Below are 25,267 nucleotides of genomic sequence, written 5' to 3'. Positions count from 1 at the left end.
CAGGAGCTAGGTAGGCTCATGGGGCACTACCTGCCCTGGAACGAGGAGTCCCGTGAGCGCCGCCGAGCCCGAGCAGCCCTTCGATGACGCGCCGTCGCACGTCCCGCCGCTGACCACCCGTGTCGTCATCGCCGAGGACGAGGCTCTCATCCGACTCGATCTCAAGGAGATGCTCGAGGAGGAGGGCTACACCGTCGTCGGCGAGGCCGGAGACGGTCAGACGGCCGTCGACCTCGCCCGTGAACACGATCCGGACCTGGTGATCCTCGATGTGAAGATGCCGATCCTCGACGGTATCTCCGCCGCCGAGAAGATCGCCGAGGAGCGCATCGCGCCCGTCCTGATGCTGACCGCCTTCTCGCAGCGCGAGCTCGTGGAGCGCGCGCGGGACGCCGGTGCGATGGCGTATCTGGTGAAGCCGTTCAGCAAGAGCGACGTCGTGCCCGCCATCGAGATGGCGGTCTCCCGCTTCACCGAGCTGAAGGCCCTTGAGCAGGAGGTCGCCGACCTCTCGCAGCGGCTGGAGACGCGCAAGCTGGTGGACCGGGCCAAGAGCATTCTGCAGACGCAGTACGGCCTGACCGAGCCCGCCGCGTTCCGGTGGATCCAGAAGACCTCGATGGACCGCCGGCTGTCGATGCAGCAGGTGGCGGAAGCCGTGATCGAGGACGCGGAGGAGAAGAAGCAGAAGGGGTAGCGGATCCCCGTACGGGGCGGTGGACTGCCGTGCGGGAGCGGTGCATTCCCGTACGGGAGCGGCGCCGCCCGTACACGAGCCGCCCGTACACGAGCCGTCCGTACGCGAGGGATGCCCACCCGTAGACGAGGGGCGCCCACCCGGTACGCGAAGGGGCCCGCACCGGACGAGATCGGTGCGGGCCCCTTCGCGTACGGCGCCCGTCCAGGCGCGCCGGTGGGCGTCAGTCCTCGCCCAGGTACGCCTTGCGGACCGACTCGTCGTGCAGCAGGTCCTGTCCCGTACCCGACAGCACGATCTTGCCGATCTCCATCACATGGCCCTGGTCGGCCAGGGACAGCGCCGCTTGGGCGTTCTGCTCGACGAGAAGGATCGTGGTGCCCTGGGACCTCAGTTCGGTGATGGTCGCCATGATCTTCTGCATCATGATCGGTGACAGGCCCATCGAGGGCTCGTCGAGCATGAGCAGCTTGGGGCGGGACATGAGCGCTCTGCCCATCGCCAGCATCTGCTGCTCGCCGCCGGACAGCGTGCCCGCTGCCTGGTTGCGACGCTCGCCGAGGATGGGGAAGAGCTCGTACGCCTTCTGCTGGTCGGCGCGTATGCCCTCGGTGTCCTTCCGCAGGAAGGCTCCGAGCTGGAGGTTCTCCGCGATCGACAGCCGGGGGAAGATGTGCCGACCCTCGGGGGAGTGGGCGAGGCCCAGCGCGACGATCTTGTGTGCGGGTGTGCCGTTGAGCGGTTTGCCGTCGAAGCGGACCGCGCCGCTCAGTGGCTTGAGGAGCCCGGAGAGGGTGCGCAGCGTGGTGGTCTTGCCTGCGCCGTTGGTCCCGATGAGGGTGACGACTTGGCCGGCCTCCACGCTGAACGAGATGCCTTTGACGGCTTCGATCTTGCCGTAGGCGACCCGCAGGTCCTCGACTTCGAGCAGAGCGGTCACTGGTCGCCCTCCTTGCTGATGTTCGTGCGGGGAGCGGCGGCCTCGTCGGCGTCCTCTGCGGTGGCGGTGGCGGTGTCGGTGTCGGTGGCGTTGCCGTCATGGGGTGCCGCCGGCGTGGCCGGTTGGTCGGTTCCCGCGGCGGCTTCGGCGGCCTCGACCTCGGCGAGTTCCTCGTCTCCCGGTGCGCCCTCGAAGGGTGTGCCGAGGTAGGCGGCGATGACGCGTTCGTCGCCCTGGACGACTTCGGAGGTGCCTTCGACGAGCTTCTGGCCCTGGACGAGTACGGCGACCCGGTCGCAGAGGTTGAAGATGAAGCGCATGTCGTGCTCGATGACGAGGACGGCGGTGCCCTGGTCGCGGACGGCGAAGACCAGTTCCTCGGTGGCCCGGGTCTCCTGGGGGTTCATGCCCGCGGTCGGCTCGTCGAGGAGGAGCAGGCCGGGGTCGCTGGCGAGGGCGCGGGCGATTTCGAGCTTGCGCTGTTCGCCGTAGGGGAGGTTGCGGGCGAGGTGGTCCTTCTTGGCGGCGAGGCCGGTGAACTCCAGGAGTTCCATGGCTCGTTCCTCGGAGGCCTTTTCCGCTTTCTTGAAGCCGGGGCCGCGCAGGAGGGCGGACCAGAGGCCTTCTTTGGTGCGGGTGTGGCGGCCGACGAGGACGTTTTCCATCACGGTCATGTTGGCGAAGAGCCGGATGTTCTGGAAGGTGCGTGCGATGCCGGCCTGGGTGACGAGGTGGGGCTTGGGCGGCAGGACCTTGTTCTTGTATCTGACGGTGCCTTCGGTGGGGACGTAGAGCCCGGTGAGGCAGTTGAAGAACGTGGTCTTGCCGGCGCCGTTGGGGCCGATCAGGCCGACGATCTCGCCGGTCCTGACTTCGAGGTCCACGGAGCGTACGGCGGTGAGGCCGCCGAAGCGCATGGTGACGCCGCTGGCGCTGAGTACGGGTACGGCGGTCTTGACCGGGTCGGTGCCGGTGGTGGTCGTGGTGGTCATGTCTCTCACGCCTCCGCCTTCGTGACGCCGACGGCTCCTGGGGGGAGGCGTTGTTCTGGCACGTCGAGCTGTCCGGTCTCGTGGAACTCGAGCTGCTTCCTGCGGTCGGCGATCAGGCCCTCGGGGCGGAAGCGCATCAGGAGGATGAGCGCGATGCCGAAGAAGAGGAGCTGGTAGTCGGAGAGGAATTGCAGCTTCGCGGGGATGAGGTAGAGGAGCGAGGCGCCGAGCAGGGGGCCGGTGATGGTGCCCATGCCGCCGAGGATGACGGCCGCCAGGAGGAAGGCGGAGCTGGGCGGTACGGGGCCTGCGAAGACGTACTGCTCGGGTACGACGGTGTACTGGACGTGGGCCTGTACGGTGCCGGCGACGCCGGCGAGGGTGGCGCCGAGGGCGAAGGCGATGAGCTTGACCTTGAAGCCGTTGATGCCCATGGCGGTGGCGGCGGTCTCGTCCTCGCGGATGGCGACCCAGGCGCGTCCGATGCGGGAGTTGCCTGCCCGGCTGAAGACGAGGACGACGAGGGCGGTGACCAGCAGCATCAGGAAGTAGTAGTTGGCGAAGCCGCCGATTTCCTGACCGAAGAGGACGTGGTCCTCGCCGAAGTCGAACCCGAGGATGGTGAGGTCGGGGATGTTGGGAATGCCGTTGGGTCCGTTGGTGATCCGCGGGCCGGAGTCGCCGTCGAGGTTGCCCATGGCGATGCGGAAGATCTCTCCGAAGCCGAGGGTGACGATGGCGAGGTAGTCGCCGCGCAGCCGCAGGGTCGGTGCGCCGATGACGACGCCGAAGATCAGGGACGCGAGGGCGCCGGCGAGGACCGCGGCCCAGAACGGGAACTGGATGTCGAGGACGGAGGCGGTCGATCCGGAGACGATGGCGGCGGTGTAGGCGCCGACGCCGAGGAAGGCGACGTATCCGAGGTCGAGGAGTCCGGCGAGTCCGACGACGACGTTCAGGCCGAGTGCGACGGTGGCGAAGACGAGGATGTTGACGGCGACCAGGGTGTACTGGTCGTTCGTCTGTGTGATGGGGAAGAGCGCCGCGGCGACGAATGCGGCGATGAGGGTGATGGATCGGTTCTTCGCCGTGATCTGGCTGAGGCGGGCGATGATCCCGGCCTTGAACAGGGCGGTCGCGGCGAATCCGGCGGTGAAGAGGTAGCCGGTGAACAGTTCGGCGTACTCGGTGTCGATGCCGTAGGTGAAGACGAACAGCGCGAGGCCGAAGGCGGCGACGACGACGAGGAGCTCGGCCCAGGAGGGGAGTTCCTTGGCGGGGGGCGCGATCCGGGTGTCGTCGGGCAGCAGGAAGGCCGTGACGACGGGGGCGGCCGAGGCGAGGGCGGCGATCCAGCCGCCGGGTTCGAGGTTGATCAGGCCGCCGAGTTCGACGGAGATGGCGATGGCGGTGAACCCGGTGGTGGTGAGCCCGCCGAGGGCGAGCAGCCGCAGGGCCTTGGTGCTGCCGGAGGGTACGAGCCAGCGCAGGCCGCGGACGCCGAGTGCAGCCATCGCGAAGAGGGCGACGAGGAGGCCCGCGACGAGGGTGAGGACCTGGAGGCCGCCGGGGTAGCCGTAGACGGTCAGGTTGCCGGGGAAGTCGGGGCTGTAGGCCCAGGCGAGGAACGTGCTGGCCGCGGTGACGACGCCGCCGGCGGCGGTGAGGACGCGGAGGTTCCTGGTGCGCGGGGAGTCGTCGCCGGTGGGAACGGTGGTGGTCTTGGTGGTGGTTTCGGTGCTCATCGGCCTCACGCCCGATCCGCCACGCGCTCTCCGAGCAGGCCTTGTGGCCGCACGAGGAGCACGAGGATGAGAAGAACAAATGCCCACACGTTCGCCCAGGCGCCGCCGCCGAGCTGTTCCATCCCGGGGATGTCCTGGATGTAGTGGATGGACATGGCTTCGGCGAGGCCGAGGACGACTCCGCCGAGCATGGCGCCGTAGATGTTGCCGATGCCGCCGAGGACGGCTGCGGTGAAGGCCTTGAGGCCGGCGATGAAGCCCATTTCGAACTGGACCTGGCCGAAGCGGAGTCCGTGGGCGACGGCCGCGACGGCGGCGAAGACCGCGCCGATGGCGAAGGCCATGACGATGATGCGGTCGGTGTTGATGCCCATGAGCTTGGCGGTGTCGGGGTCCTGAGCGGTGGCCTGCATGGCGCGGCCGGTGCGGCTCTTGGAGACGAAGATGCCGAGGGCGAGCATGCACAGGGGGGCGGCGATGAAGAGGAAGGCGTCGCCGCGCTGGATGTGCAGGTTGCCGAAGAGCTCGAACGACTTGCCTTCGAACTGGGGGAAGGGGCGGGCCTTCTTGGCGTCCGGGTAGAACGCCCAGATGAGCTGCTGGAGCGCGATGGACAGGCCGATGGCGGTGATCAGGGGGGCGAGTCGTGGCGCGCCGCGGAGCGGGCGGTAGGCGAAGCGTTCAGCCGCCACCGCCACGGCTATCGAGGCGAGTGCGCCGCCGACGAGCATGAGGGGCAGTGCCATCAACAGGCTGGTTCCGCTGGGGAGCAGGATGTAGATGGTGAGGGCGCCGAAGCCCCCGATCATGAAGATCTCGCCGTGGGCGAAGTTGATGAGCTGGACGATGCCGTAGACCATGGTGTACCCGATGGCGATCAAGCCGTAGAGGGTACCGAGGGCCAGGCCGTTGGCCAGCTGTTGCGGCAGTTCGTGCACCGCAGGGCCTCCGATGAGCGTGTCGGATGTGAGTCCGCGCGAGGGCGCTGTGTGCGCCCTCGCGCGGTGTGATTCAGGTGGACGGGGTCGGGCGGGGCGAGGTCAGTCCTTGAAGGTCTCGCTCTTGACGGCTTCCCAGGCGTTGCCCTTGACCGAGTAGACGGTGAGCTGCTTGTTGGTGGTGTCGCCGTACTCGTCGAAGGCGACCTTGCCGGTGACGCCGTCGAAGGAGACGCCCTTGAGGGCCTCGGTGACCTTGGCGCGCGAGTCCTCGGGGAGCTTGCCGTCGTTGTCCTCGACGACCTTCTTCACGGCCTGGATGATCGACCAGGCCGCGTCGTAGGAGTAGCCGCCGTAGGCCGCGTACGGGTCCTTGTAGCCGCCCGCCTCGTAGTCCTTGATGAAGTTCTTGGCGGAGTCGAGCTCCTCGACGGGGTAGCCGACGGAGGTGGCGAGGTCGCCGTCGTTCTTGGTGCCGGAGGCCTTGATGAACTCGGGGTCGTAGATGCCGTCGCCGCCCATGAGCGGGATTTCGGCGCCGGCGCCCTTGACCTGGTCGGAGAGCAGGCCGCCCTCGGGGTACTGGCCGCCGAAGTAGACGGAGTCGGCGCCGGAGTTCTTGACCTTGTCGGCGATGCTGGAGAAGTCGGTCTCCTTGACGGTCAGGTGGTCGGTGCCGACGACCTTTCCGCCGAGCCGCTTGAACTCCTTGGCGAAGATCGACGCGAGGCCCGCGCCGTAGGTCTGCTTGTCGTCGATGACGAAGACCTTCTTCTTCTTCGCGTCCTTGTAGTAGTACTGCGCGGCGAAGCGGCCCTGGATGACGTCCGTGGTGGCCGTGCGGAAGTAGGTCTCGAAGGGGCGCTTGAGGTCGCCCTTGGCCCAGTTGTCGCCCTGGCTGAGCGCCGGGTTGGTGTTGGCGGGGGAGACCTGGGCGAGGTCGGCCTTGGCGAAGACGCCCTGCATGGACTGGGCGACGCCGGAGTTCAGCGGGCCGACGACGCCGAGGACGTCGTCGTTGCCGGTGAGCTTGGTGGCGTTCTGCTGGCCGGAGGCGGGCACCGCCTGGTCGTCGAGGGCCTCGACCTTGAAGGTGACCCCGTCGACCTCCTTGTTCTTGTTCGCGGTCTTGGCGGCGAGGTCGGCCGAGTTCTTGATGCCCTGGCCGAGCGCGGAGAGCGAGCCGGTCAGCGGGGCGTCGACACCGATCACCACGGTGGTCCCGCCGCTGTCGCCGCCGCCGTCGCTGCTGTCGTCGCGCGATCCGCACGCGCTGAGGGTGAGGGCCCCTGCCGTGATCGCGGTGGTGAGTATGAGCAAGGAACGGTGTCTCACTGGTGTGTCCTCTCCCTGGCGCGGCTCCTCTGCTGAGGTGCCGATCGCGTGCCGGACGAGTCCGGGGGTCTATATGTGCCGAACTGTGAAAGTGCTGTGTGCATCCGGCTGCGCCGTGACTGGCGGTGACTCTAAGCGCGGGCGGCTGTCAGGGGCAGAGGGCCTGGCCATGATGTGACTGTCTTGTTATGCCGAACACCGTGTCCGGCTATCGGTGTAGCCTCAATAACCATTCATATTGGGCAAATATGGACAAGGCATCAGGTCCGTATGGGGAGAAGCTGCAGTTCCGCTAAGCAGTCCTGGGTGTCGCGGGTCACATCGGTCGGAATGCGGCGAACGGAGGTGCGCGCATTCCGTATGTGCAGGCCGAGTGAACATCGTCGACCGTGTCTTGCATGGCGCAGTCGTTACGGAGTGTTACGGCCGCGAGTTCCGCCGTTGTCCGCCGGGGAGCCCCGCTCGTCCCCGTCCGCCAGGCATCGCTGTCGCACCTGACGGTCCATCGCCTTCGCCGCGGCCACCACCTCGTCGAGGATGTCCCGCTGCACGGTCGACAGGCCCTTCTGCTCCCAGTCCAGCCCGGCGCCCCTGCCGTCCCGCAGCATGACATCGGCCCAGTACCCGACGATGGTGATGCACAGTTCCTGGGGTGAAGTGCTTTGCGGGGCAGGGGAGTTGGCCGCCCCCGATCCGGGGCCGGAGCCGGTGCAGCCCGTGAGGGGCGCGGCGGTCAGAAGCACCGCGAGCGCGCGGACGAGAGCCCGGCGCGCCCGGAGCCCGCGCGCCGGTCCGCGGGGGCGCACTCCTGTGCCGGACGGGACTCTCGCGTACGGCCGCGCCGTGTACGGCCCGTGTCCGCAGGGCCCCTCCGCATGCGGCCGTTCCGTGAACGGCCCTTCCGTTTGTGGCTCTTCCGCGTACGGCGTCCGCCCCATGCGGACCGACGCTAGCCCGCCGCGCCGTCCTCGGCCACCTCGCGGAGCAGACACGTCAGACGTGCCGTGCAGACGCGCTTGTCCCGCTCGTCGGTGATCACGATCTCGTACGTGGCGGTGGACCGGCCGCGGTGCACCGGCGTGGCCGCACCGGTCACCAGTCCCGAGCGGGCGCCGCGGTGGTGCGTGCAGTTGAGGTCCACCCCGACCGCGATCTTGCTGGGGCCGCCGTGCAGCATCGCGCCGATCGAGCCGAGCGTCTCGGCGAGCACGGCCGAGGCACCGCCGTGCAGCAGCCCGTACGGCTGGGTGTTGCCCTCCACCGGGAGGGTGCCCAGCACCCGCTCCGGCGCGGCCTCCACGATCCGGAGTCCCATCCGCTCGCCCAGGTCGCCGGCCGAGAACAGCGCGGGGAGATCGTGGCCGAGTCCGGCCCACTGGTCGAGGATCTCCTGCGGGAACTTCGTGCTGCTCTGCTCACCCATGGGGCCCGGCTCCGATCGGCGGTTCTCTGCACAACGCTGATGTTCGTTGCAGTGTGCACCGTACTGTCAGCCGGCCGCAGTGATCCCGGTCTCGGGCCCGGCCGCTCCGCCGGTCTCCAGCCGTACGACGACGGACTTGGAGGCGGGTGTGTTGCTGACATCGGCGGTGGCGTCCAGCGGCACCAGGACGTTGGTCTCCGGGTAGTACGCGGCCGCGCAGCCCCGCGCCGTCGGGTAGTGGACCACGCGGAAGCCGGCCGCCCGCCGCTCGGTGCCGTCCTCCCACTCGCTGACCACATCCGTGTACGAGCCGTCGGCCAGGCCCAGCCCCGCGGCGTCCTCGGGGTTGACCAGGACGACGCGGCGGCCGTTCCTGATGCCGCGGTAGCGGTCGTCCAGGCCGTAGATCGTGGTGTTGTACTGGTCGTGCGAACGCAGCGTCTGCAGCAGCAGCCGGCCTTCGGGCAGTTTCGGGTACTCCACGGGCGCCGCGCTGAAGTTGGCCTTGCCCGTGGCGGTGGGGAAGCGGCGGCTGTCGCGCGGGGCGTGGGGCAGCGTGAAGCCGCCGGGGCGGCTCACCTTCGCCTCGAAGTCCTCGAATCCGGGTACGACGCGGGAGATGCGGTCCCGGATCGCCGCGTAGTCCTTCTCGAACTCCTCCCACGGCGTACGGCTGGTCTCGCCCAGCACGCGCCGCGCCAGCCGGCAGACGATGGCGGGTTCGGACAGCAACTGCCCGCCCGCCGGCTCCAGCCGCCCGCGGGAGGCGTGCACCATGCCCATCGAGTCCTCGACGGTCACGAACTGCTCCCCGCCGCCCTGCAGGTCCCGCTCGGTCCGGCCCAGTGTGGGCAGGATCAGGGCGCGCGCCCCGGTGACCACGTGCGAGCGGTTGAGCTTGGTGGACACATGGACGGTCAGCCGGGCGCGGCGCACGGCCGCCTCGGTGACGTCGGTGTCGGGGGTGGCCGAGACGAAGTTGCCGCCCATGGCGAAGAAGACCTTGGCCCCGCCGTCGCGCAGCGCGCGGATGGACCGTACGACGTCGAGACCGTGCTCGCGCGGGGGCGCGAAGCCGAACTCCTTCTCCAGGGCGTCGAGGAAGGCGGGCGCGGGCCGTTCGAAGATGCCCATGGTGCGGTCGCCCTGCACATTGCTGTGCCCGCGCACGGGGCAGACGCCGGCGCCGGGGCGGCCGATGTTCCCGCGCAGCAGAAGGAAGTTGACGACCTCCTTGATGGTGGGCACGGAGTGCTTGTGCTGGGTGAGGCCCATCGCCCAGCAGACGACGATGCTCTTCGACTCCAGGACCATCCGCAGGGCCCGGTCGATGGCGTCACGGTCCAGGCCGGTGGCGCGCAGCGTCTCGTCCCAGTCCTGCGCGCGTGCCGCGGCCGCGAACTCCTCGAAGCCGTGGGTGTGCTCGGCGATGAACTCCTCGTCGATCGCGCTCCCGCTCGCGCCGGAGGCGCTGTCGGACGCTTCCAGGAGGAGCTGGTTGAGCATACGGAACAGGGCCTGGTCGCCGCCGAGCCGGATCTGGAGGAAGAGGTCGGTGAGGGCGGTGCCGCCGCCCGCCAGCCCGCGCGGGGTCTGCGGGTTCCTGAACCGCTCCATGCCGGCCTCGGGCAGCGGGTTGACCGTGATGATCCGCGCGCCGCCCTCCTTGGCCTTCTCCAGGGCCGAGAGCATCCGCGGGTGGTTGGTGCCCGGGTTCTGGCCGGCCACGATGATCAGGTCGGCGCGGTAGAGGTCCTCCAGCAGCACGCTGCCCTTGCCGACACCGAGGGTCTCGGTCAGCGCCGACCCCGACGACTCGTGGCACATGTTGGAGCAGTCGGGGAGGTTGTTGGTGCCGAACTCGCGGGCGAAGAGCTGGTAGAGGAACGCGGCCTCGTTGCTCGTACGGCCCGAGGTGTAGAAGACCGCCTCGTCGGGGGAGTCCAGGGCGCGCAGCTCCTCGGCGACGATGTCGAAGGCGCGCTCCCAGGGCAAGGGTTCGTAGTGGTCGGCGCCCTCGGGGAGGTACATGGGCTGGGTGATCCGGCCCTGCTGGCCCAGCCAGTAGCCGCTGCGGGTCGCGAGATCGGGGACGGAGTGCGCGGCGAAGAAGTCCGGGGTGACGCGGCGCAGCGTCGCCTCCTCGGCGACGGCCTTCGCGCCGTTCTCGCAGAACTCGGCCGCATGCCGCTTGTCGGGCTCGGGCCAGGCACAGCCGGGGCAGTCGAAGCCGTCCTTCTGATTGACCCGCAGGAGGGTGAGCGCGGTGCGCATCACGCCCATCTGCTGCTGGGCCGCGCGCAGGGTGTAGCCGATGGCGGGGAGGCCGGCGGCCTTGTTCTGCGGAGGTGCGACATCCGGTGCGTTCTGGGCGGGATCTCCCGCGGGGGGCTTGCCTGCCATGGTGCTGCCTCCTCTGCGCCGCGCCGCGCTCCTCGCCGGCAATCCTCGCACGCCGCAGGGGGCCGGCGCCGGGGGGCGTCGGCCCCGGATCCGTACGGGAGGCGTCCGGAGGGCTCGTGGGGGTCGCGTGCAGTTGCCGTCGGTGGGAGTGCGCGCGTGGGGGGAGTGCGCGCGTGGGGCGGGCGGGGACACGGGTGCGGGAGCGCGCGGGAGCAGGAGAGCGGGGGCACGGCCCACGGCGGTGTCAGTGTTCCGTGGCAGGATCGGGGGCGTGGCAGAGACAGCAACGAAGAAGACCGCACCGACCGCCCCCTCCGCAGGGTCGGCGACCCGCCCGCGCCTGATGCTCCTGGACGGCCATTCCCTGGCGTACCGGGCGTTCTTCGCCCTGCCCGCGGAGAACTTCAGCACCACCACGGGCCAGACGACGAACGCGATCTACGGCTTCGCGTCGATGCTGGCGAACACGCTGCGCGACGAGTCGCCCACGCATCTCGCGGTCGCCTTCGATGTCTCCCGCAAGACCTGGCGCTCGGAGGAGTTCGCCGACTACAAGGCCAACCGCTCCAAGGCGCCGGACGAGTTCAAGGGCCAGGTCGAGCTGATCGGCGAGCTGCTGGACGCGATGTGCGTGCCCCGCTTCGCCGTCGAGGGCTTCGAGGCGGACGACGTCATCGCCACGCTGGCCACCCAGGCCGAGGCGCTCGGCTGGGACGTGCTGATCGTCACCGGCGACCGGGACACCTTCCAGCTCGTCAGTGATCACGTCACCGTGCTCTACCCGACGAAGGGCGTCAGCGAGCTGACCCGCTTCACCCCGGAGAAGGTCGAGGAGAAGTACGGGCTCACTCCTGAGCAGTACCCGGACTTCGCCGCGCTGCGCGGCGACCCGTCCGACAACCTCCCCGGCATCCCGGGCGTGGGGGAGAAGACCGCGTCCAAGTGGATCAAGCAGTACGGCTCGTTCAAGGAGTTGGTGGAGCGGGTCGAGGAGGTCAAGGGCAAGGTCGGGCAGAACCTCCGTGATCATCTGGAGGCGGTCAAGCTCAACCGCCAGCTCACCGAGCTGGTCAAGGATGTGGAGTTGCCGAAGGGGCCCGAGGCGCTGGAGCGCAGCGGGTACAACCGGGAGGCGCTCTCCCTGATCCTGGACATGCTGGAGTTCCGCCACCAGAACTTCCGGGACCGGCTGATGGCCGCGGACCCGGTGGCCGCCCTGGCGGAAGAGGCACCTCCGGCGCCCGGCGTGGAGCTGGACGGCGAGGTTCTCGCCCCCGGCGCACTCGCCCCGTGGCTGGAGCGCCACGGTGAGCAGCCGATGGGCCTGGCCACGGTCGACGCCTGGGCGCTGGGCAGCGGCAGCGTCGGCGAGATCGCGCTCGCGCTCGGCTCGGGCACGGCCGCCTGGTTCGACCCGGCCGAGCTGGACGAGGCGGACGAGCGGGCCTTCGCCGGCTGGATCGCCGACCCTGCCCGGCCCAAGACCCTGCACAACGCCAAGGGTGTGATGCGGGTCTTCGCCGAGCACGGCTGGAAGGTCGCCGGCGTCACCATGGACACCGCCCTGGCCGCCTACCTGGTCAAGCCCGGCCGCCGCTCCTTCGCGCTGGACGCGCTGTCGGTGGAGTACCTGGGCCGTGAGCTGGCCCCGGCCGCGGACGACAGCGGCCAGCTCGCCTTCGGCACCGACGAGCAGGCCGAGAAGGACGCGCTGATGTCCCAGGCCCGGGCCGTACTGGACCTGGGCGAGGCGTTCGAGTCCCGGCTGCGGGACGTCGGCGCCGCCGGTCTGCTGCGCGACATCGAACTGCCGACCTCGGAGTTGCTCGCGCGCATGGAGCGGGCGGGGATCGCGGCGGACCGCGGCTGGCTGGAGCGCATGGAGCAGCAGTTCGCGGACGCGGTGCAGCAGGCGGTGAAGGAGGCGCACGCCGCCGTCGGCCACGAGTTCAACCTCGGTTCGCCCAAGCAGCTCCAGGAGGTGTTCTTCGGCGAACTGGGCCTGCCCAAGACCAAGAAGACCAAGACCGGCTACACCACGGACGCCGACGCGCTCGCCTGGCTGGCCACCCAGACCGAGCACGACCTTCCCGTGATCATGCTGCGCCACCGTGAGCAGGCGCGGCTGCGGTCCACCGTCGAGGGCCTGATCAAGACGGTGTCGCCCGGCGGCCGTATCCACACCACGTTCAACCAGACCGTGGCGGCGACCGGCCGGCTCTCCTCCACCGACCCCAACCTGCAGAACATCCCGGTCCGCACGGACGAGGGCCGGGCCATCCGGCGCGGCTTCGTCGTCGGCGAGGGATTCGAGTCGCTGCTGACCGCCGACTACAGCCAGATCGAGCTGCGCGTGATGGCCCATCTCTCCGAGGACGAGGGCCTGATCGAGGCGTTCACCTCCGGCGAGGACCTGCACGACACCGTCGCCTCCCAGGTCTTCTCCGTGGCCAGGAGCGATGTCGACCCCGAGATGCGCCGCAAGATCAAGGCGATGTCGTACGGGCTGGCGTACGGGCTGTCGGCGTTCGGCCTGTCCCAGCAGCTCAACATCTCGCCCGACGAGGCGCGCGGACTGATGGACACCTACTTCGAGCGCTTCGGCGGGGTCCGCGACTATCTGCGCCGCGCCGTCGACGAGGCGCGCGCCACCGGCTACACCGAGACCATGCTCGGCCGCCGCCGCTACCTCCCCGACCTCACCAGCGACAACCGCCAGCGCCGCGAGATGGCCGAGCGGATGGCGCTCAACGCCCCGATCCAGGGCACCGCGGCGGACATCGTGAAGATCGCGATGCTGCGCGTGGACGAGGCGCTGATCCGGGAGGGGCTCTCCTCGCGCATGCTCCTCCAGGTGCACGACGAAATCGTGCTGGAGGTGTCACCGGGCGAGCGGGACGCGGTCGAGGAGCTGGTGCGGCGGGAGATGATCGGCGCGGTCGAACTGCGGGCCCCGCTCGATGTGTCGGTGGGATTCGGACGGGACTGGGAGTCCGCCGCGCACTGACGCGTACGACCGGAGGGTCGGAGGGTCGGAGGGGCGGCGATACGGCTCGGCCCGACGGTCCTCCGGACCGCCTGCTTCGCCGCGGTGGAGGCAACCGGGCTCGCGGTGGCCACCGTTGTGACGCCCGGCGCCGGACCCGTCCTCATCGCCCTGTGCGCGCGGCGCCGGACCCGTCCTCATCGCCCTGTGCGCGCGGCGCCGGACCCGTCGTCCTCATCGCCCTGTGCGCGCGGCGCCGGACCCGTCGTCCTCATCGCCCTGTGCGCGCGGCGCCGGACCCGTCGTCCTCATCGCCCTGTGCGTGCGGCGCCGGACTCGTCTTCATCGCCCTGTGCGCCCGGCACTCCATGGCCGAACGTCTCGGTGGCGGTGCCGTCGCCGGGGTCTGCCGGTTCCCGGAAGGCCCCACCAGCCGTACCGCCTCCGGCCGTCAGCCCGTGCGGGGAAGCTCTACGCGGCGGCGGATCCGTACCGCCGCCGCGTACACCGGCAGTCCGAGCGCGAGTCCCGCGCCCGCCCCGAACATCGCCGTAGGAACGAAGTCCAGCGGCGTGGGGTCACCGGTGAGCGTCATGATCGCGTCGTAGGAGCGCAGACAGCGGTGCACGACACCCACGAGGAGCGCGAGCGCCAACAGGACGGCGGCGAGCAGCCGTTCACGAGCGGTCAGCCCCGGCACGGCCTCGGGCGCGGGTGTGTCCGGAGGCAGCCGCCGCACCGCCGTGACCAGAAAGGCGCCGATCGCCAGCAGTGCGAGCGCGGAACCGCCGTACTGCGCGTATGTGTAGAGCGGGAAGCCCGCCACGACGTCGCCCAGCGCCGGCAGAAGCCGCATACCCCAGCGGTCCAGGTGCGTGAACGCGTCCCACACGATGTGCGTCGCGGCGCCCAGCACCGCCGACACCCAGAACCGCAGCAGCAGCGGTACGACCCGCTCGCCCCGCCAGGACCGGCCCCGCACCAGCGCCCAGGCCCGCCCCTGCCAGGACGGCGGCAGGAGCGCAAGCAGCGGTTCGCGCAGCAGCAGCCATCCCGCGACGAGGACGGCCGCCACCAGCGCGTCCACGGTCGGCACTCCGGCCGGGGAGTGGGTGAAGTCCCCGAAGAGCATGGCGCCGGGAAGGACGGTGTCCGCGAAGTAGGTCATGTCCGGTGCGAACGAGCCCGCGACCAGCGCCGAGGCGACGAGTGGCCCCGCGCGCCCGTACCGTCCCGGCGGATGGCCGGAAGTACCGCAGCCGCATGGCTGATGGTGAACGGCAATGCTCCCCCTCGGTGTTCCCCGTCCCCGGTGAGCGCTCCACTGGCGCGCCCGGCCCCCGGTGACAGCGGCACTAGCCCGGATCATCGGCAGCCCGGCAGCCCGGCAGCCCGGCAGCCCGGCAGCCCGGCAGCCCGGCGCCCCGGGGCGACCGGCCGGCCCGGCCCTTGCTTCTTCGGACGCTCGGTCGCCGGTGATCGTTCCAGTCCGGGACGCGGGATCGGCGTTTTCCGGAATCCGCCGAACCGGACGCGCGAATGAGGTGAAATCTGGGCAGGAGCCGGTGACTCCTCGCCCGAAGGTGCCGTAGGGTCACCAGAGTTCGCGCCGGGGGACCCGCGGGCGCGACGCCGCAGACCGGGTCGGGGGCGACACCCCCGCCGCAGGCACAGGGGAGGACGCACGTATGGCAGCCCAGTTCGGACGGCGCATACGCAGGGGAGCCGCCACCACGGCCGTCGCGGCACTCGCGATGGCGGCGCTCACCGCCTCCCAGGCGCCCAGCCTGCTGGACTCCGAACGGCAGTCGGCGAGCGGCCCGTCGCCCGCGAGCGACACCCCCATCGACGGCGGTTCGCCGTACTACACCGATCTGCCGCCCCTCAACACCCCGGACAAGCCCGGCACTTCCGTCGAACTGCCGCGCAAGGGCAAGGCCGAGGCCGGCATCCCCGCGACCGTCGTCGACGCGTACAAGGAGGCCGAGGCCGCGCTCGCCGAGAGCAACCCCGGCTGCAACCTCCGCTGGGAACTGCTCGCCGCCATCGGCAAGGTCGAGTCCGGGCAGGCCCGCGGCGGCCGGGTCGACGCCGAGGGCACCACCCTCTCGCCGATCCTCGGCCCGCAGCTCAACGGCAACGGCTTCGCCGAGATCCGCGACACCGACGGCGGCGCGTACGACGGCGACACCACGCACGACCGGGCCGTCGGCCCGATGCAGTTCATCCCGTCCACCTGGGCCAACTGGGGCGCGGACGGCAACGGCGACGGCGAGAAGAACCCCGGGAACATCTACGACGCGGCGCTCGCCGCCGGACGCTACCTGTGCGCCGGCAGCCGCGACCTCTCCGACCGGGCCGACCTCGAGCGCGCGATCCTCGGCTACAACCGGTCCCAGGAATATCTGCGGACGGTCCTGTCCTGGTTCGAGTTCTACCGGAAGGGCACGCACCAGGTGCCCGACGGTACGGGCGTCATGCCCGTCGGCACCGGCCCCCGCGGCGAGGACGGCAAGGGCACCGGCAACGGCGGGAAGGACTCCGGGGGATCGAAGGGTTCCGGCAAGGGGCCGAAGGACTCCCCGTCGAAGGACGAGGGCAAGCCGAAGCCCCCGAAGGGGGAGGACGGCGAGAGCGGTACGCCGGACCCGGACAAGCCCGCCCCGGCCGAGACCGTCACCGGCTTCGCGTACGTCGGCCCGCGCGAGCTGACCGCCACCGCGGGAGGGGAGTTCGCCGACTCTCCCCGCGTACGGGCGCGGGACGCCGCGGGCAAGGCCGTGGCGGACGTCCGTGTGCAGTACGAGATCCGGGGCGCGACCGAGGCGCGCTTCCCCGGCAAGGCCACCCGCGTCACCGTCCGCACCGGCAGCGACGGCACGGCCGCCGCGCCGAAGCTGCTCGCGGGCGGCAAGGCGGGCGAGTTCACCGTTCGGGCCACGGTCGTCGGACGTACCTTGCCCGCCGTCGACTTCGCGGCGGCCGTCGAGGCCGCCCCGGTGCCGAAGGCGGACGCGCTCGCCCGCACGAGCGAGGAGCCGCTGAAGGCCGAGACCGGTGGCGAGTTCGCCGAAGAGGTGGAGATCAAGGCCACGTACCAGGGCGCGATCGCGGCGGGTGTGCCGGTGACAGCCGCCATGATCACCTCCGACCCCGACCACCCCGTCGTCAACGACAAGGGCCCCTACTTCAAGGACGAGGACGACAAGCCCGTCCGCACCCTGGAGGCCCTCACTACGGACGAGGACGGCGTGCTGAAGCTGCCGAAGATCTTCACCGACGAGCAGGCGGGCACCTTCCTCCTCCGTCTGACGACCGCCGACGGCACCACGCTGATCGTCGAGTTGACGGTCACCGCACCGGCGGCCCAGGGCCGGTAGCCGCCAGGGCACGGCTTCGGCCGGCGCCCTCTTCCGTCTCCCTCGCACCGCTCCTCGTGCCCGCCGGGCAGGGGGGCGGTGCGACGTGTTCTCTTCTGCGCCGCCCGTTGCTACGGTGCCCCAGCCCCGGGCATCCTGACGGCCCGTCAGGAAATCGCTCACGAAGCCGCCACGTCACGGGAGGCCGATCATGCGCGCTCTGGCAGCCGCCGCCATCGGACTGGGCGCGGCCCTCGCACTGGTCCTCACCGTGACGGCGATCGGTGCGCCCAGCGGTGAGACCTCCCCGAAGCCGCTGCTCACCACCGTCCCCGATCACCCGTAGACCGGCCCGCACACCCCGCGGCCCGCATGCGCAGCACGCCGCAGCCCGTTCCCGCACACACCGAGAGACGTCCCCGAGAGAACCCGTAGAGGCCCGAACACCCGCCAGAGGGAGGGACGCACCGCCATGAGCCGCGCCGTGCCTGCCCGGGACAACGGCCCCGGACCCCCGTCGGCCACCCGAGCCGGTCACCCCGGGCGACGCCGGAGCCGGGGCGGCATGCGCCGCAGAGCGAGCCTGGTCCTGCTCGCCCTCGCGGTGTTCCTCACCGCGCTGTCACCGCTGCTGCGCTGGTACGCCTTCCCGCGGCTGGTCAAGATCCCGGCGAACCAGTACCAGGACATGGTCCTGGAAGCGAAGGACGCCACCCTCCTCGACTACGGCACCATGAAGCCGAAGACGGTACCCAAGGTCACCATCGTCCAGACCCTCAAGGGCAACGTCGAGGCGTCCGAGAAGATCGAACGGACCGCGGGCCGCGACGTCGTGGTCTGGGACGGCCTGTCCTACGTGGTGGGGCCGGACGGCGCGATGGTCTCCGAGATCCCCGAGCGCTACATCTTCGATGCCCACACCCAGGAGCCGGTGCACGCGGACGGCGAACACGTCGACGGCGACCCGGTCCGGCGCGAGGGCATCGAGTTCAAGTGGCCCTTCCTGACCGAGAAGCGCGACTACACCTACTTCGACGCTCAGGCCCGCGTCTCCGCGCCCATCCACTACAAGGGCACCCGCACCTTCCGCGGGCTGGAGGTCTACTACTTCGAGCAGACCATCCCGTGGACCAGGGTCCCCATGCCGAAGAAGCTACCGGTGAAGGGCATCACGCCGGAGTCGGTCGCCAAGACCGGTACGACGCGCTGGTACACCACCAAACGCATGTTCTGGGTCGATCCGACCACCGGCGGTCCGGTCAACGGCCAGGAGATCCACAAGGAGGAGCTGCGCGGCGGGACCCTGCTCGGAGGCCGCGAGAAGGTCACCGCGTTCGCCGGGCATGTGAAGATGCGCGAGGACTACATCGACTCCACCGTCGAACTCGTCTCCTCGCAGCGGCAGTTGGTCCTGCTCATGACCCGCTATCTCCCCTGGGGCTTCGCGGGCCTGGGCGCGGGGCTGCTCGCACTCGCCCTGGTCCTGGAGGCACGGGGCCGCGGGCCGGCGGAACCGGGCGGCGCCGACCGGGCACGGGAACCGGCCGCGGCACGACCCTGAGCGAGGTCCGAACGGGCCCTGCGCGTACGCCCGTTCGGCCCCGCCGCTACCGGCTGCGCTGTCCGCATCATGACCGCGCCCGCCCCCGTCCGAGACCCCCGCAAGGGCGCTGCCCGCCCCCGTCCGAGACCCCCGCAAGGGCGCCGCATGCCCCCCGTCCGACACCCCGGCCGGGCCCCGCCCGTCCCCGCCCTACGACCGGTTCATCCGCGCCTTGGTGTGCCGCGTCGGCTCCGCGGACGCCGGATCCTCCGGCCACGGATGCTTCGGGTAGCGGCCGCGGAGCTCCGCCCGTACGGATCGGTAGCCGTCACGCCAGAACGACGCCAGGTCGGCGGTGACCGCGGCGGGCCGGCCGGCGGGGGAGAGCAGATGGACCAGCAGCGGCACCCGGCCGTCAGCGATCCGCGGCGTCTCCTGCAGCCCGAACACCTCCTGCAGCTTCACCGCGAGCACCGGCTGCCCGCCCTCGTAGTCGATCCGGATCCGGGAGCCGCTCGGCACCTCGATCCGCTCCGGCGCCAGCGTCTCGAAACGCGCCGCGTCGCCCGTCGCCCACGGCAGCAGCCGGGCCAGCGCCCTGCCCGCGTCGACGCGCTCCAGATCCGTGCGCCGTCGAGCGCGGTCCAGTTCCGGTCCCAGCCACGCGTCCGGATCCTCCAGCAGCGCCGCATCCGACACGTCCGGCCACGGAGCGCCCAACTCCCGGTGCAGAAAGCCCAGTCGCTGCCGCAGCTCGGACGCCTCCCGTGACCAGCGCAGCAACCCCGGACCCTCGCGCCGCAACCCCTCCAGCAGCGCGGCGCGCACCCGCGCAGGACCCGGCGAGCCCAGCGGGCGTACGAGGAGCTCGATCGCGCCGAGCCGCTCCACTCTCCGGGCCAGCACGTCCCGGCGCTCCTCGGACCAGAGCACTTCCTCGCCCGCGGAGAGCAGCGGCGCGGCCGCACGCCGCGCGGTCTCCTCGTCGGTCACGGCCGCCAGCCGTACGCGTGCCGAAGCCGATGCCACGGGCCGGTCGGCGACCGCGACGGCCAGCCATTCCGCCGTGCCGAGCCGCGACCCGTCGGTGAGTTCGGCACCTGTCCCGGAGGCCATGAGGTACGCCTGCCTGCCGCGGCCGCGCGCCACGCGCTCGGGGAACGCCAGCGCCACCACCAGCCCGGCGGCCGCGTCATCGGTCCGCTCCCGCCCGCCCGTTGCCGTCCCCCGGCCTTCCGCGGCCGCCGCGCCATCCCCGTCACCGTCCCCCGGCGTCATATGCGTTCCGCCGCGGCCGGTGTGCGCCGCGCGCAGAGCGGCTTCGAGGCGGCGGGCCTCCGCGCGCCAGCGGCCGGCGTACGCATCTCCGCCGCGTCGCGCGGTACGCCACGCAGCCACCAGGTCGTCCCCGTAGGCGCGCGGCGGCTCCTCCGACAGCAGGGCCACCACCTCCGCCGCGCGACGCGCACCCACCGCGTCGGCGCCGTCCACCAGCGCCCGGGCGAGCCTGGGGTGCACGCCCAGCCGGGCCAGCCGCGTACCCCGCGCCGTCACCCTCCCGTCCCCGTCCACGGCGCCGATCGCGCCCAGCACCTCCCGCGCGGCGGCCATCGCCCCGCCCGGCGGCGGGTCGAGCAGCGCAAGACCCGAAGCGTCCGGATCGCCCCAACTCGCCGCCTGGAGCGCGAAAGCGGTCAGATCCGCCACCATGATCTCCGGCGACGGCCACCGCGGGAGGCGTGCGTCCTCCTCCTCGGCCCAGCAGCGGTAGACCGCGCCGGGCGCCTCACGCCCTGCCCGGCCCGCACGCTGCCGGGAAGCCGCCTGCGAGGCGCGTACGGTCGTGAGCGCACTGAGGCCGCGCGCGTGGTCGGTGCGCGGCTCGCGCGCCAGCCCCGCGTCCACCACGACCCGTACGCCCGGCACCGTCAGGCTCGACTCGGCGACCGATGTCGCCAGCACCACGCGGCGCCCGCCCGCGCCACCGGCCAGTACGGCGTCCTGGACCTCCGCGGATGCGCGGCCGTGCACCTGCAGCACCTCGGCGCCGGACCCTGCCAGATGTCCCGCCACGCGTCCGATCTCCCCGACGCCCGGCAGGAAGCACAGGACGTCGCCGTCCCGTTCGCGCAGCGCCCGCCGCACCACGGCGGCGACGTGCTCCAGCAGCGCCGGATCCACCCGCATGCCGTGCGGGGGCCGTACGGGGCGGGCGGGAGGCGTCCACACCACCTCGACCGGATGGGCGGCGCCCGGCGCCTCGACCACCGGCGCCGTGCCCCCGGTCGTGTCCGCGGCGCCGTGGCCGCCGAGCAGCCGGGCCCAGCCCGCGGCGTCCGTCGTCGCCGACGCCGCGACGAGCCGCAGCTCCGGACGCAGCGTCTCGCGTACGTCGAGCAGGAAGGCGGCCGCCGTATCGGCGTCCAGATGCCGTTCGTGGCACTCGTCGAGGACGACGACATCGACACCGGCCAACTCCTGATCGCGCTGCAACCGCTGCAGCAGCACACCGGTCGTCACCACCTCGACGACCGTCCCGGGCCCGACGCGCCGCTCGCCCCGCACACTGAACCCGACCCGGCCGCCGACGCTCTCGCCGAGCAGCCACGCCATGCGCCGGGCGGCCGCACGCGCCGCGATGCGCCGCGGCTCGGCGACCACCACACGCCGTACGGGGCCGGACTCCCGGCCCGGTCCGCCGCCCAGCAGCCCGGCCAGGGCCAGCGGCACCAGCGTCGTCTTGCCCGTCCCGGGAGGTGCGCACAGCACCGCGGTGCCGTGCGACTCCAGGGCCCTCTCCAGCGCGGGCAGCGCCCCCCGGACCGGCAACTGCTCCAACGCGTCCGTCCGTATCACGCGCCCAGTCTCCCAGCGCCGCGCAGAGCCCTGCGCGGCGCTCCTTCCGCCGGTGAACCCACGCGGTACTGACGGAGGCGGTGACGAGAGCGGTACGAGGGTCGGTGCCCTACGCGGCCGCGCAGACGAAGATCGCCGTGCCCGGGATCAGATGCCCCCGCAGGGGCGACCAGCCGCCCCACTCCTGCCTGTTCCAGTCCGGCCACTCGGGCTCGACCAGGTCGACGAGGCGGAAGCCCGCGGCCACCACGTCCCGGACACGGTCGCCCACCGTCCTGTGGTGCTCCACGTACACGGCCCGCCCGGATTCGTCCTGTTCGACGTAGGGCGTCCTGTCGAAGTAGGAGGCCGCCACCGACAAGCCCTCCGGTCCCGGCTCGTCCGGGAACGCCCAGCGGATCGGGTGGGTCACCGAGAACACCCACCGGCCGCCGGGTCGCAGGACCCTGCGCACCTCGCGCATGACCCGCACCGGGTCGGCGACGAACGGGATCGCCCCGTACGCGGAGCACGCCAGGTCGAAGGAGCCGTCGGCGAAGGGCAGCGCACCCGCGTCGGCCTGGACGAGGGGGAACGCCCCCGTCGCGCGCGCCGCGCTCCGGCCCGCCGCCTCCGTCGTACCGCCCGCATCCTCGTGGAGGCGCAGTGCGTGCTGGAGCTGGCGGTACGAGAGGTCGAGCGCGACCGGACGCGCCCCCCGGGCGGCCAGCCAGCGGGAGCACTGCGCCGCGCCGGCCCCGATCTCCAGGACGTCCCGCCCCTTCAGGTCCTCCGCGGGGCCCAGCAGTCCGGCCTCCTCCTCGTCGAGCCCCTCCGGGCCCCAGACGAAGCGGTCGTCGCCGAGGAAGCCGCCGTGTTCCTGCTGGTAGTCGTCCGCATTGCGGTCCCACCAGCCCCGGTTGGCCCGGCTGCTCTCCGTGTTCTCCACGCCACGCCGAGTGGCCTCGGCTTCTTCCTCTTGGCTCATCGCGTTCGTCGTCGTAACCTTCGCTCGAACCTGTAGCTGCTGAGTGCAGTGCACTTTGTGCCGGATATGGGACTTGTGCCCTCTTGTGCCCTGGGTGCGCTCTTCGCGCATTGACCCTGCCCGGCCGCCCCCGTATGCTACAAGTTGCGCTGCGGGCCTGCGTACCTCAGACAGAGCAGGCTGCGCTCGCATCTGTTGTATGTCCCCTCGGTTGTCGAGGCGCCACAAGCCCTGTGAAGGACGGCGTCTCCTCGCTGTCCGGCTTCGGCGGTGCGATAACGGGCTCCCGGCGTGAGCAGTACCTACGACCTCAATGTCCGTACCGGAGCCCTTTCCCACATGACGAGCAGCACCGAGACCACCGCCACCACTCCGCAGGTAGCGGTCAACGACATCGGTAACGAGGAAGCATTCCTCGCCGCGATCGACGAGACGATCAAGTACTTCAACGACGGCGACATCGTCGACGGCGTCATCGTGAAGGTCGACCGGGACGAGGTCCTGCTCGACATCGGCTACAAGACCGAGGGCGTCATTCCCTCGCGTGAGCTGTCGATCAAGCACGACGTCGACCCCAACGAGGTCGTCGCCGTCGGCGACGAGATCGAGGCCCTGGTTCTCCAGAAGGAGGACAAGGAAGGCCGCCTCATCCTGTCCAAGAAGCGCGCTCAGTACGAGCGGGCCTGGGGCACGATCGAGAAGATCAAGGAAGAGGACGGCATCGTCACCGGTACCGTCATCGAGGTCGTCAAGGGTGGTCTCATCCTCGACATCGGCCTCCGTGGCTTCCTCCCCGCCTCGCTGGTGGAGATGCGCCGCGTCCGCGACCTTCAGCCCTACGTGGGCAAGGAGCTCGAGGCGAAGATCATCGAGCTGGACAAGAACCGCAACAACGTGGTCCTGTCCCGCCGTGCCTGGCTCGAGCAGACCCAGAGCGAGGTCCGCCAGACCTTCCTCACGACCCTCCAGAAGGGTCAGGTCCGCTCCGGCGTCGTCTCCTCGATCGTCAACTTCGGTGCGTTCGTGGACCTCGGCGGCGTCGACGGTCTCGTCCACGTCTCCGAGCTGTCCTGGAAGCACATCGACCACCCGTCCGAGGTCGTCGAGGTCGGCCAGGAGGTCACGGTCGAGGTCCTGGACGTCGACATGGACCGCGAGCGCGTCTCCCTGTCGCTCAAGGCGACCCAGGAGGACCCGTGGCAGCAGTTCGCCCGGACCCACCAGATCGGTCAGGTCGTCCCGGGTAAGGTCACCAAGCTCGTTCCGTTCGGTGCGTTCGTCCGCGTCGACGAGGGCATCGAGGGCCTGGTCCACATCTCCGAGCTGGCCGAGCGCCACGTGGAGATCCCGGAGCAGGTCGTCCAGGTCAATGACGAGATCTTCGTCAAGGTCATCGACATCGACCTCGAGCGCCGCCGCATCAGCCTCTCGCTGAAGCAGGCCAACGAGGCCTTCGGTGCCGAGCCGTCGGCGGTCGAGTTCGACCCGACCCTGTACGGCATGGCCGCGTCCTACGACGACCAGGGCAACTACATCTACCCCGAGGGCTTCGACCCGGAGGCCAACGACTGGCTGCCCGGCTACGAGAAGCAGCGGGAAGAGTGGGAGCACCAGTACGCCGAGGCGCAGACCCGCTTCGAGCAGCACCAGGCGCAGGTCGTCAAGTCCCGCGAGGCCGACGAGCAGGCCGCGGCCGAGGCCGGTCAGGCCGCCCCGCAGCAGGGTGGCGCCGGTGGTGGCGGCGGCGGTTCGTACTCCTCGGAGACCCAGGACAACTCCGGCGCGCTCGCGTCGGACGAGGCCCTGGCCGCTCTGCGCGAGAAGCTGGCCGGCGGCCAGAGCTGACCGCTCACCGCTGAGCACGAGCTGAACGCGAGGCCCGTCCCCTTCGGGGGGCGGGCCTCGTGCCGTGTCCGGGGCGCTTGCGCTCCCCGCGACCGGTGCACCCGGACTCCCGTTCCGCCCGACCGTCGCTGACGGTGCGTCACACCCCGCGCCGAAGATCACGCCCGTGGGCGGGGAATGCCCCTGCCCTCCTCGACGTTGATCAGGGCGAACACGAGGAGGCGCGGTTACGGTGCTTGATCCGCAGGAGCTGTACGCATGGGAGCCCAAGGGGCTCGCCGTGGCGGACATGGCGATCGCCCAGGACACGGCGGGATTGGTCATGCTCTACCACTTCGACGGTTACATCGACGCCGGGGACACCGGCGAGCAGATCGTGGAGCGGCTGCTCGACCAGCTTCCGCACCAGATCGTCGCCCGCTTCGACGTGGACCGCCTCATCGACTACCGCGCCCGGCGCCCTCTGCTGACCTTCCGCAGCGACCACTGGAGCGCGTACGACCGGCCGACGCTCGATGTGCACCTCGTGCAGGACACGACCGGCGCGCCCTTCCTGCTGCTCTCCGGACCCGAGCCGGACGGGGAATGGGAGCGTTTCGCCGTCGCGGTGCGGCAGATCGTCGAGCGCCTCGGCGTCCGGCTCTCCATGAACTTCCACGGCATCCCCATGGGCGTTCCGCACACCCGCCCGGTCGGTCTGACCCCGCACGGCAACCGCCTCGACCTGATGCCCGGCCACCGGGCCTTCTTCGACGAGGCGCAGGTGCCCGGAAGCGCCGAGGCGCTCGTGGAGTTCCGTCTCGCCGAGGCCGGTCACGACGTGCTGGGCGTCGCGGCCCACGTGCCGCACTACATCGCGCGCTCCCCGTACCCCGACTCGGCGCTCGCCGCGCTCGAGGCGATCACCGCGGCGACCGGGCTGGTGCTGCCCGGTGTGGTGCAGACCCTGCGGACGGACGCGCACCGCACACAGACCGAGATCGACCGGCAGATCGGGGAGGGCGACGAGGAGCTGGTGTCGCTCGTACAGGGGCTGGAGAACCAGTACGACGCGGTGGCCGGCGCCCAGACCCGCGGCAACCTCGTCGCCGAGCCCGTCCAGTTGCCGTCCGCGGAGGAACTGGGCCAGGAGTTCGAGCGCTTCCTTGCCGAGCGCGAGGGGAACGGCGACTGAGCGGCCGCCCCGGGCCTCGCGCCCCCGGGGCGACGGCGTGGGCGCGGTCCCGCTGAATTAGGCT

General features: G+C 71.1%; 17 protein-coding genes and 2 pseudogenes. 8 read left to right on the top strand and 11 right to left on the bottom strand.

Annotated features, from left to right (window positions below):
• Positions 1-52 precede the first annotated feature (52 nt).
• Positions 53-697, top strand: coding sequence for an ANTAR domain-containing response regulator (locus tag ACGFNH_RS00890; protein WP_393650823.1), 645 nt, complete (start codon positions 53-55; stop codon positions 695-697).
• Between the two features lie 223 nt (positions 698-920).
• Here ACGFNH_RS00890 and ACGFNH_RS00885 read toward each other — a convergent pair whose 3' ends face one another.
• The 8 genes from ACGFNH_RS00885 to ACGFNH_RS00850 all read right to left on the bottom strand — a co-directional run bounded on the left by ACGFNH_RS00885 (position 921) and on the right by ACGFNH_RS00850 (position 10,473).
• The gene (locus ACGFNH_RS00885; RefSeq protein WP_393650822.1) at positions 921-1,637 is read right to left on the bottom strand and encodes an ABC transporter ATP-binding protein; all 717 of its coding nucleotides are present in this window, start codon (positions 1,635-1,637) and stop codon (positions 921-923) included.
• Positions 1,634-2,629 (bottom strand): ABC transporter ATP-binding protein, encoded by a 996-nt coding sequence (locus tag ACGFNH_RS00880; protein ID WP_393650821.1) that lies wholly within the window; start codon positions 2,627-2,629, stop codon positions 1,634-1,636. Before ACGFNH_RS00880 ends, ACGFNH_RS00885 begins: the two co-directional genes overlap by 4 nt.
• Positions 2,630-2,634: 5 nt before the next feature.
• Positions 2,635-4,374 (bottom strand): branched-chain amino acid ABC transporter permease, encoded by a 1,740-nt coding sequence (locus ACGFNH_RS00875; protein ID WP_393650820.1) that lies wholly within the window; start codon positions 4,372-4,374, stop codon positions 2,635-2,637.
• A gap of 5 nt (positions 4,375-4,379) precedes the next feature.
• On the bottom strand, positions 4,380-5,312 hold the full coding sequence (locus ACGFNH_RS00870) for a branched-chain amino acid ABC transporter permease (RefSeq protein ID WP_393650819.1): 933 nt from the start codon (positions 5,310-5,312) through the stop codon (positions 4,380-4,382).
• Between the two features lie 102 nt (positions 5,313-5,414).
• Positions 5,415-6,647 (bottom strand): branched-chain amino acid ABC transporter substrate-binding protein, encoded by a 1,233-nt coding sequence (locus ACGFNH_RS00865; RefSeq protein ID WP_393650818.1) that lies wholly within the window; start codon positions 6,645-6,647, stop codon positions 5,415-5,417.
• Between the two features lie 410 nt (positions 6,648-7,057).
• Positions 7,058-7,390 (bottom strand): hypothetical protein, encoded by a 333-nt coding sequence (locus ACGFNH_RS00860; protein ID WP_393650817.1) that lies wholly within the window; start codon positions 7,388-7,390, stop codon positions 7,058-7,060.
• Positions 7,391-7,596: 206 nt separating this feature from the next.
• Positions 7,597-8,070, bottom strand: coding sequence for a PaaI family thioesterase (locus ACGFNH_RS00855; protein ID WP_393650816.1), 474 nt, complete (start codon positions 8,068-8,070; stop codon positions 7,597-7,599).
• Between the two features lie 66 nt (positions 8,071-8,136).
• Positions 8,137-10,473: an FdhF/YdeP family oxidoreductase gene (locus tag ACGFNH_RS00850; RefSeq protein ID WP_393650815.1), complete on the bottom strand. Its 2,337-nt coding sequence runs from the start codon at positions 10,471-10,473 to the stop codon at positions 8,137-8,139.
• Positions 10,474-10,744: 271 nt separating this feature from the next.
• Here ACGFNH_RS00850 and polA point away from each other — a divergent pair, with 271 nt between their 5' ends.
• Complete coding sequence (gene polA, locus ACGFNH_RS00845; RefSeq protein ID WP_393650814.1) at positions 10,745-13,480, top strand: DNA polymerase I; 2,736 nt, start codon at positions 10,745-10,747, stop codon at positions 13,478-13,480.
• 45 nt (positions 13,481-13,525) lie between these two features.
• A pseudogene (locus ACGFNH_RS00840) lies at positions 13,526-13,642 on the top strand (EamA family transporter); the annotation flags it as partial.
• 268 nt (positions 13,643-13,910) lie between these two features.
• Here ACGFNH_RS00840 and ACGFNH_RS00835 read toward each other — a convergent pair.
• Positions 13,911-14,743: pseudogene (locus ACGFNH_RS00835) on the bottom strand (DUF4184 family protein).
• A 404-nt stretch (positions 14,744-15,147) separates the two neighbouring features.
• Here ACGFNH_RS00835 and ACGFNH_RS00830 point away from each other — a divergent pair.
• From ACGFNH_RS00830 to ACGFNH_RS00820, 3 genes are all read left to right on the top strand, one after another.
• Positions 15,148-16,839, top strand: coding sequence for a lytic transglycosylase (locus tag ACGFNH_RS00830; protein WP_393650813.1), 1,692 nt, complete (start codon positions 15,148-15,150; stop codon positions 16,837-16,839).
• A gap of 190 nt (positions 16,840-17,029) precedes the next feature.
• Complete coding sequence (locus ACGFNH_RS00825) at positions 17,030-17,164, top strand: SPW_0924 family protein (RefSeq protein ID WP_393650812.1); 135 nt, start codon at positions 17,030-17,032, stop codon at positions 17,162-17,164.
• Positions 17,165-17,383: 219 nt separating this feature from the next.
• On the top strand, positions 17,384-18,379 hold the full coding sequence (locus ACGFNH_RS00820; protein ID WP_393650811.1) for a DUF3068 domain-containing protein: 996 nt from the start codon (positions 17,384-17,386) through the stop codon (positions 18,377-18,379).
• 192 nt (positions 18,380-18,571) lie between these two features.
• On the opposite strand, the gene hrpB is transcribed toward ACGFNH_RS00820, so the two are convergent.
• Complete coding sequence (gene hrpB, locus ACGFNH_RS00815; RefSeq protein ID WP_393650810.1) at positions 18,572-21,217, bottom strand: ATP-dependent helicase HrpB; 2,646 nt, start codon at positions 21,215-21,217, stop codon at positions 18,572-18,574.
• A gap of 109 nt (positions 21,218-21,326) precedes the next feature.
• The gene (locus ACGFNH_RS00810; RefSeq protein ID WP_393650809.1) at positions 21,327-22,184 is read right to left on the bottom strand and encodes a class I SAM-dependent methyltransferase; all 858 of its coding nucleotides are present in this window, start codon (positions 22,182-22,184) and stop codon (positions 21,327-21,329) included.
• A gap of 339 nt (positions 22,185-22,523) precedes the next feature.
• Between ACGFNH_RS00810 and rpsA the strand changes: the two genes are divergently transcribed.
• Both rpsA and ACGFNH_RS00800 read left to right on the top strand, forming a co-directional pair.
• Positions 22,524-24,029: a 30S ribosomal protein S1 gene (gene rpsA / locus ACGFNH_RS00805; RefSeq protein WP_393650808.1), complete on the top strand. Its 1,506-nt coding sequence runs from the start codon at positions 22,524-22,526 to the stop codon at positions 24,027-24,029.
• Between the two features lie 232 nt (positions 24,030-24,261).
• On the top strand, positions 24,262-25,203 hold the full coding sequence (locus ACGFNH_RS00800; RefSeq protein WP_393650807.1) for a PAC2 family protein: 942 nt from the start codon (positions 24,262-24,264) through the stop codon (positions 25,201-25,203).
• The last annotated feature ends 64 nt before the right edge of the window (positions 25,204-25,267 follow it).

It is taken from the genome of Streptomyces sp. NPDC048639 (assembly GCF_043199075.1).
Classification (GTDB): domain Bacteria; phylum Actinomycetota; class Actinomycetes; order Streptomycetales; family Streptomycetaceae; genus Streptomyces.
This window is presented reverse-complemented; position numbering and strand designations above follow the sequence as displayed.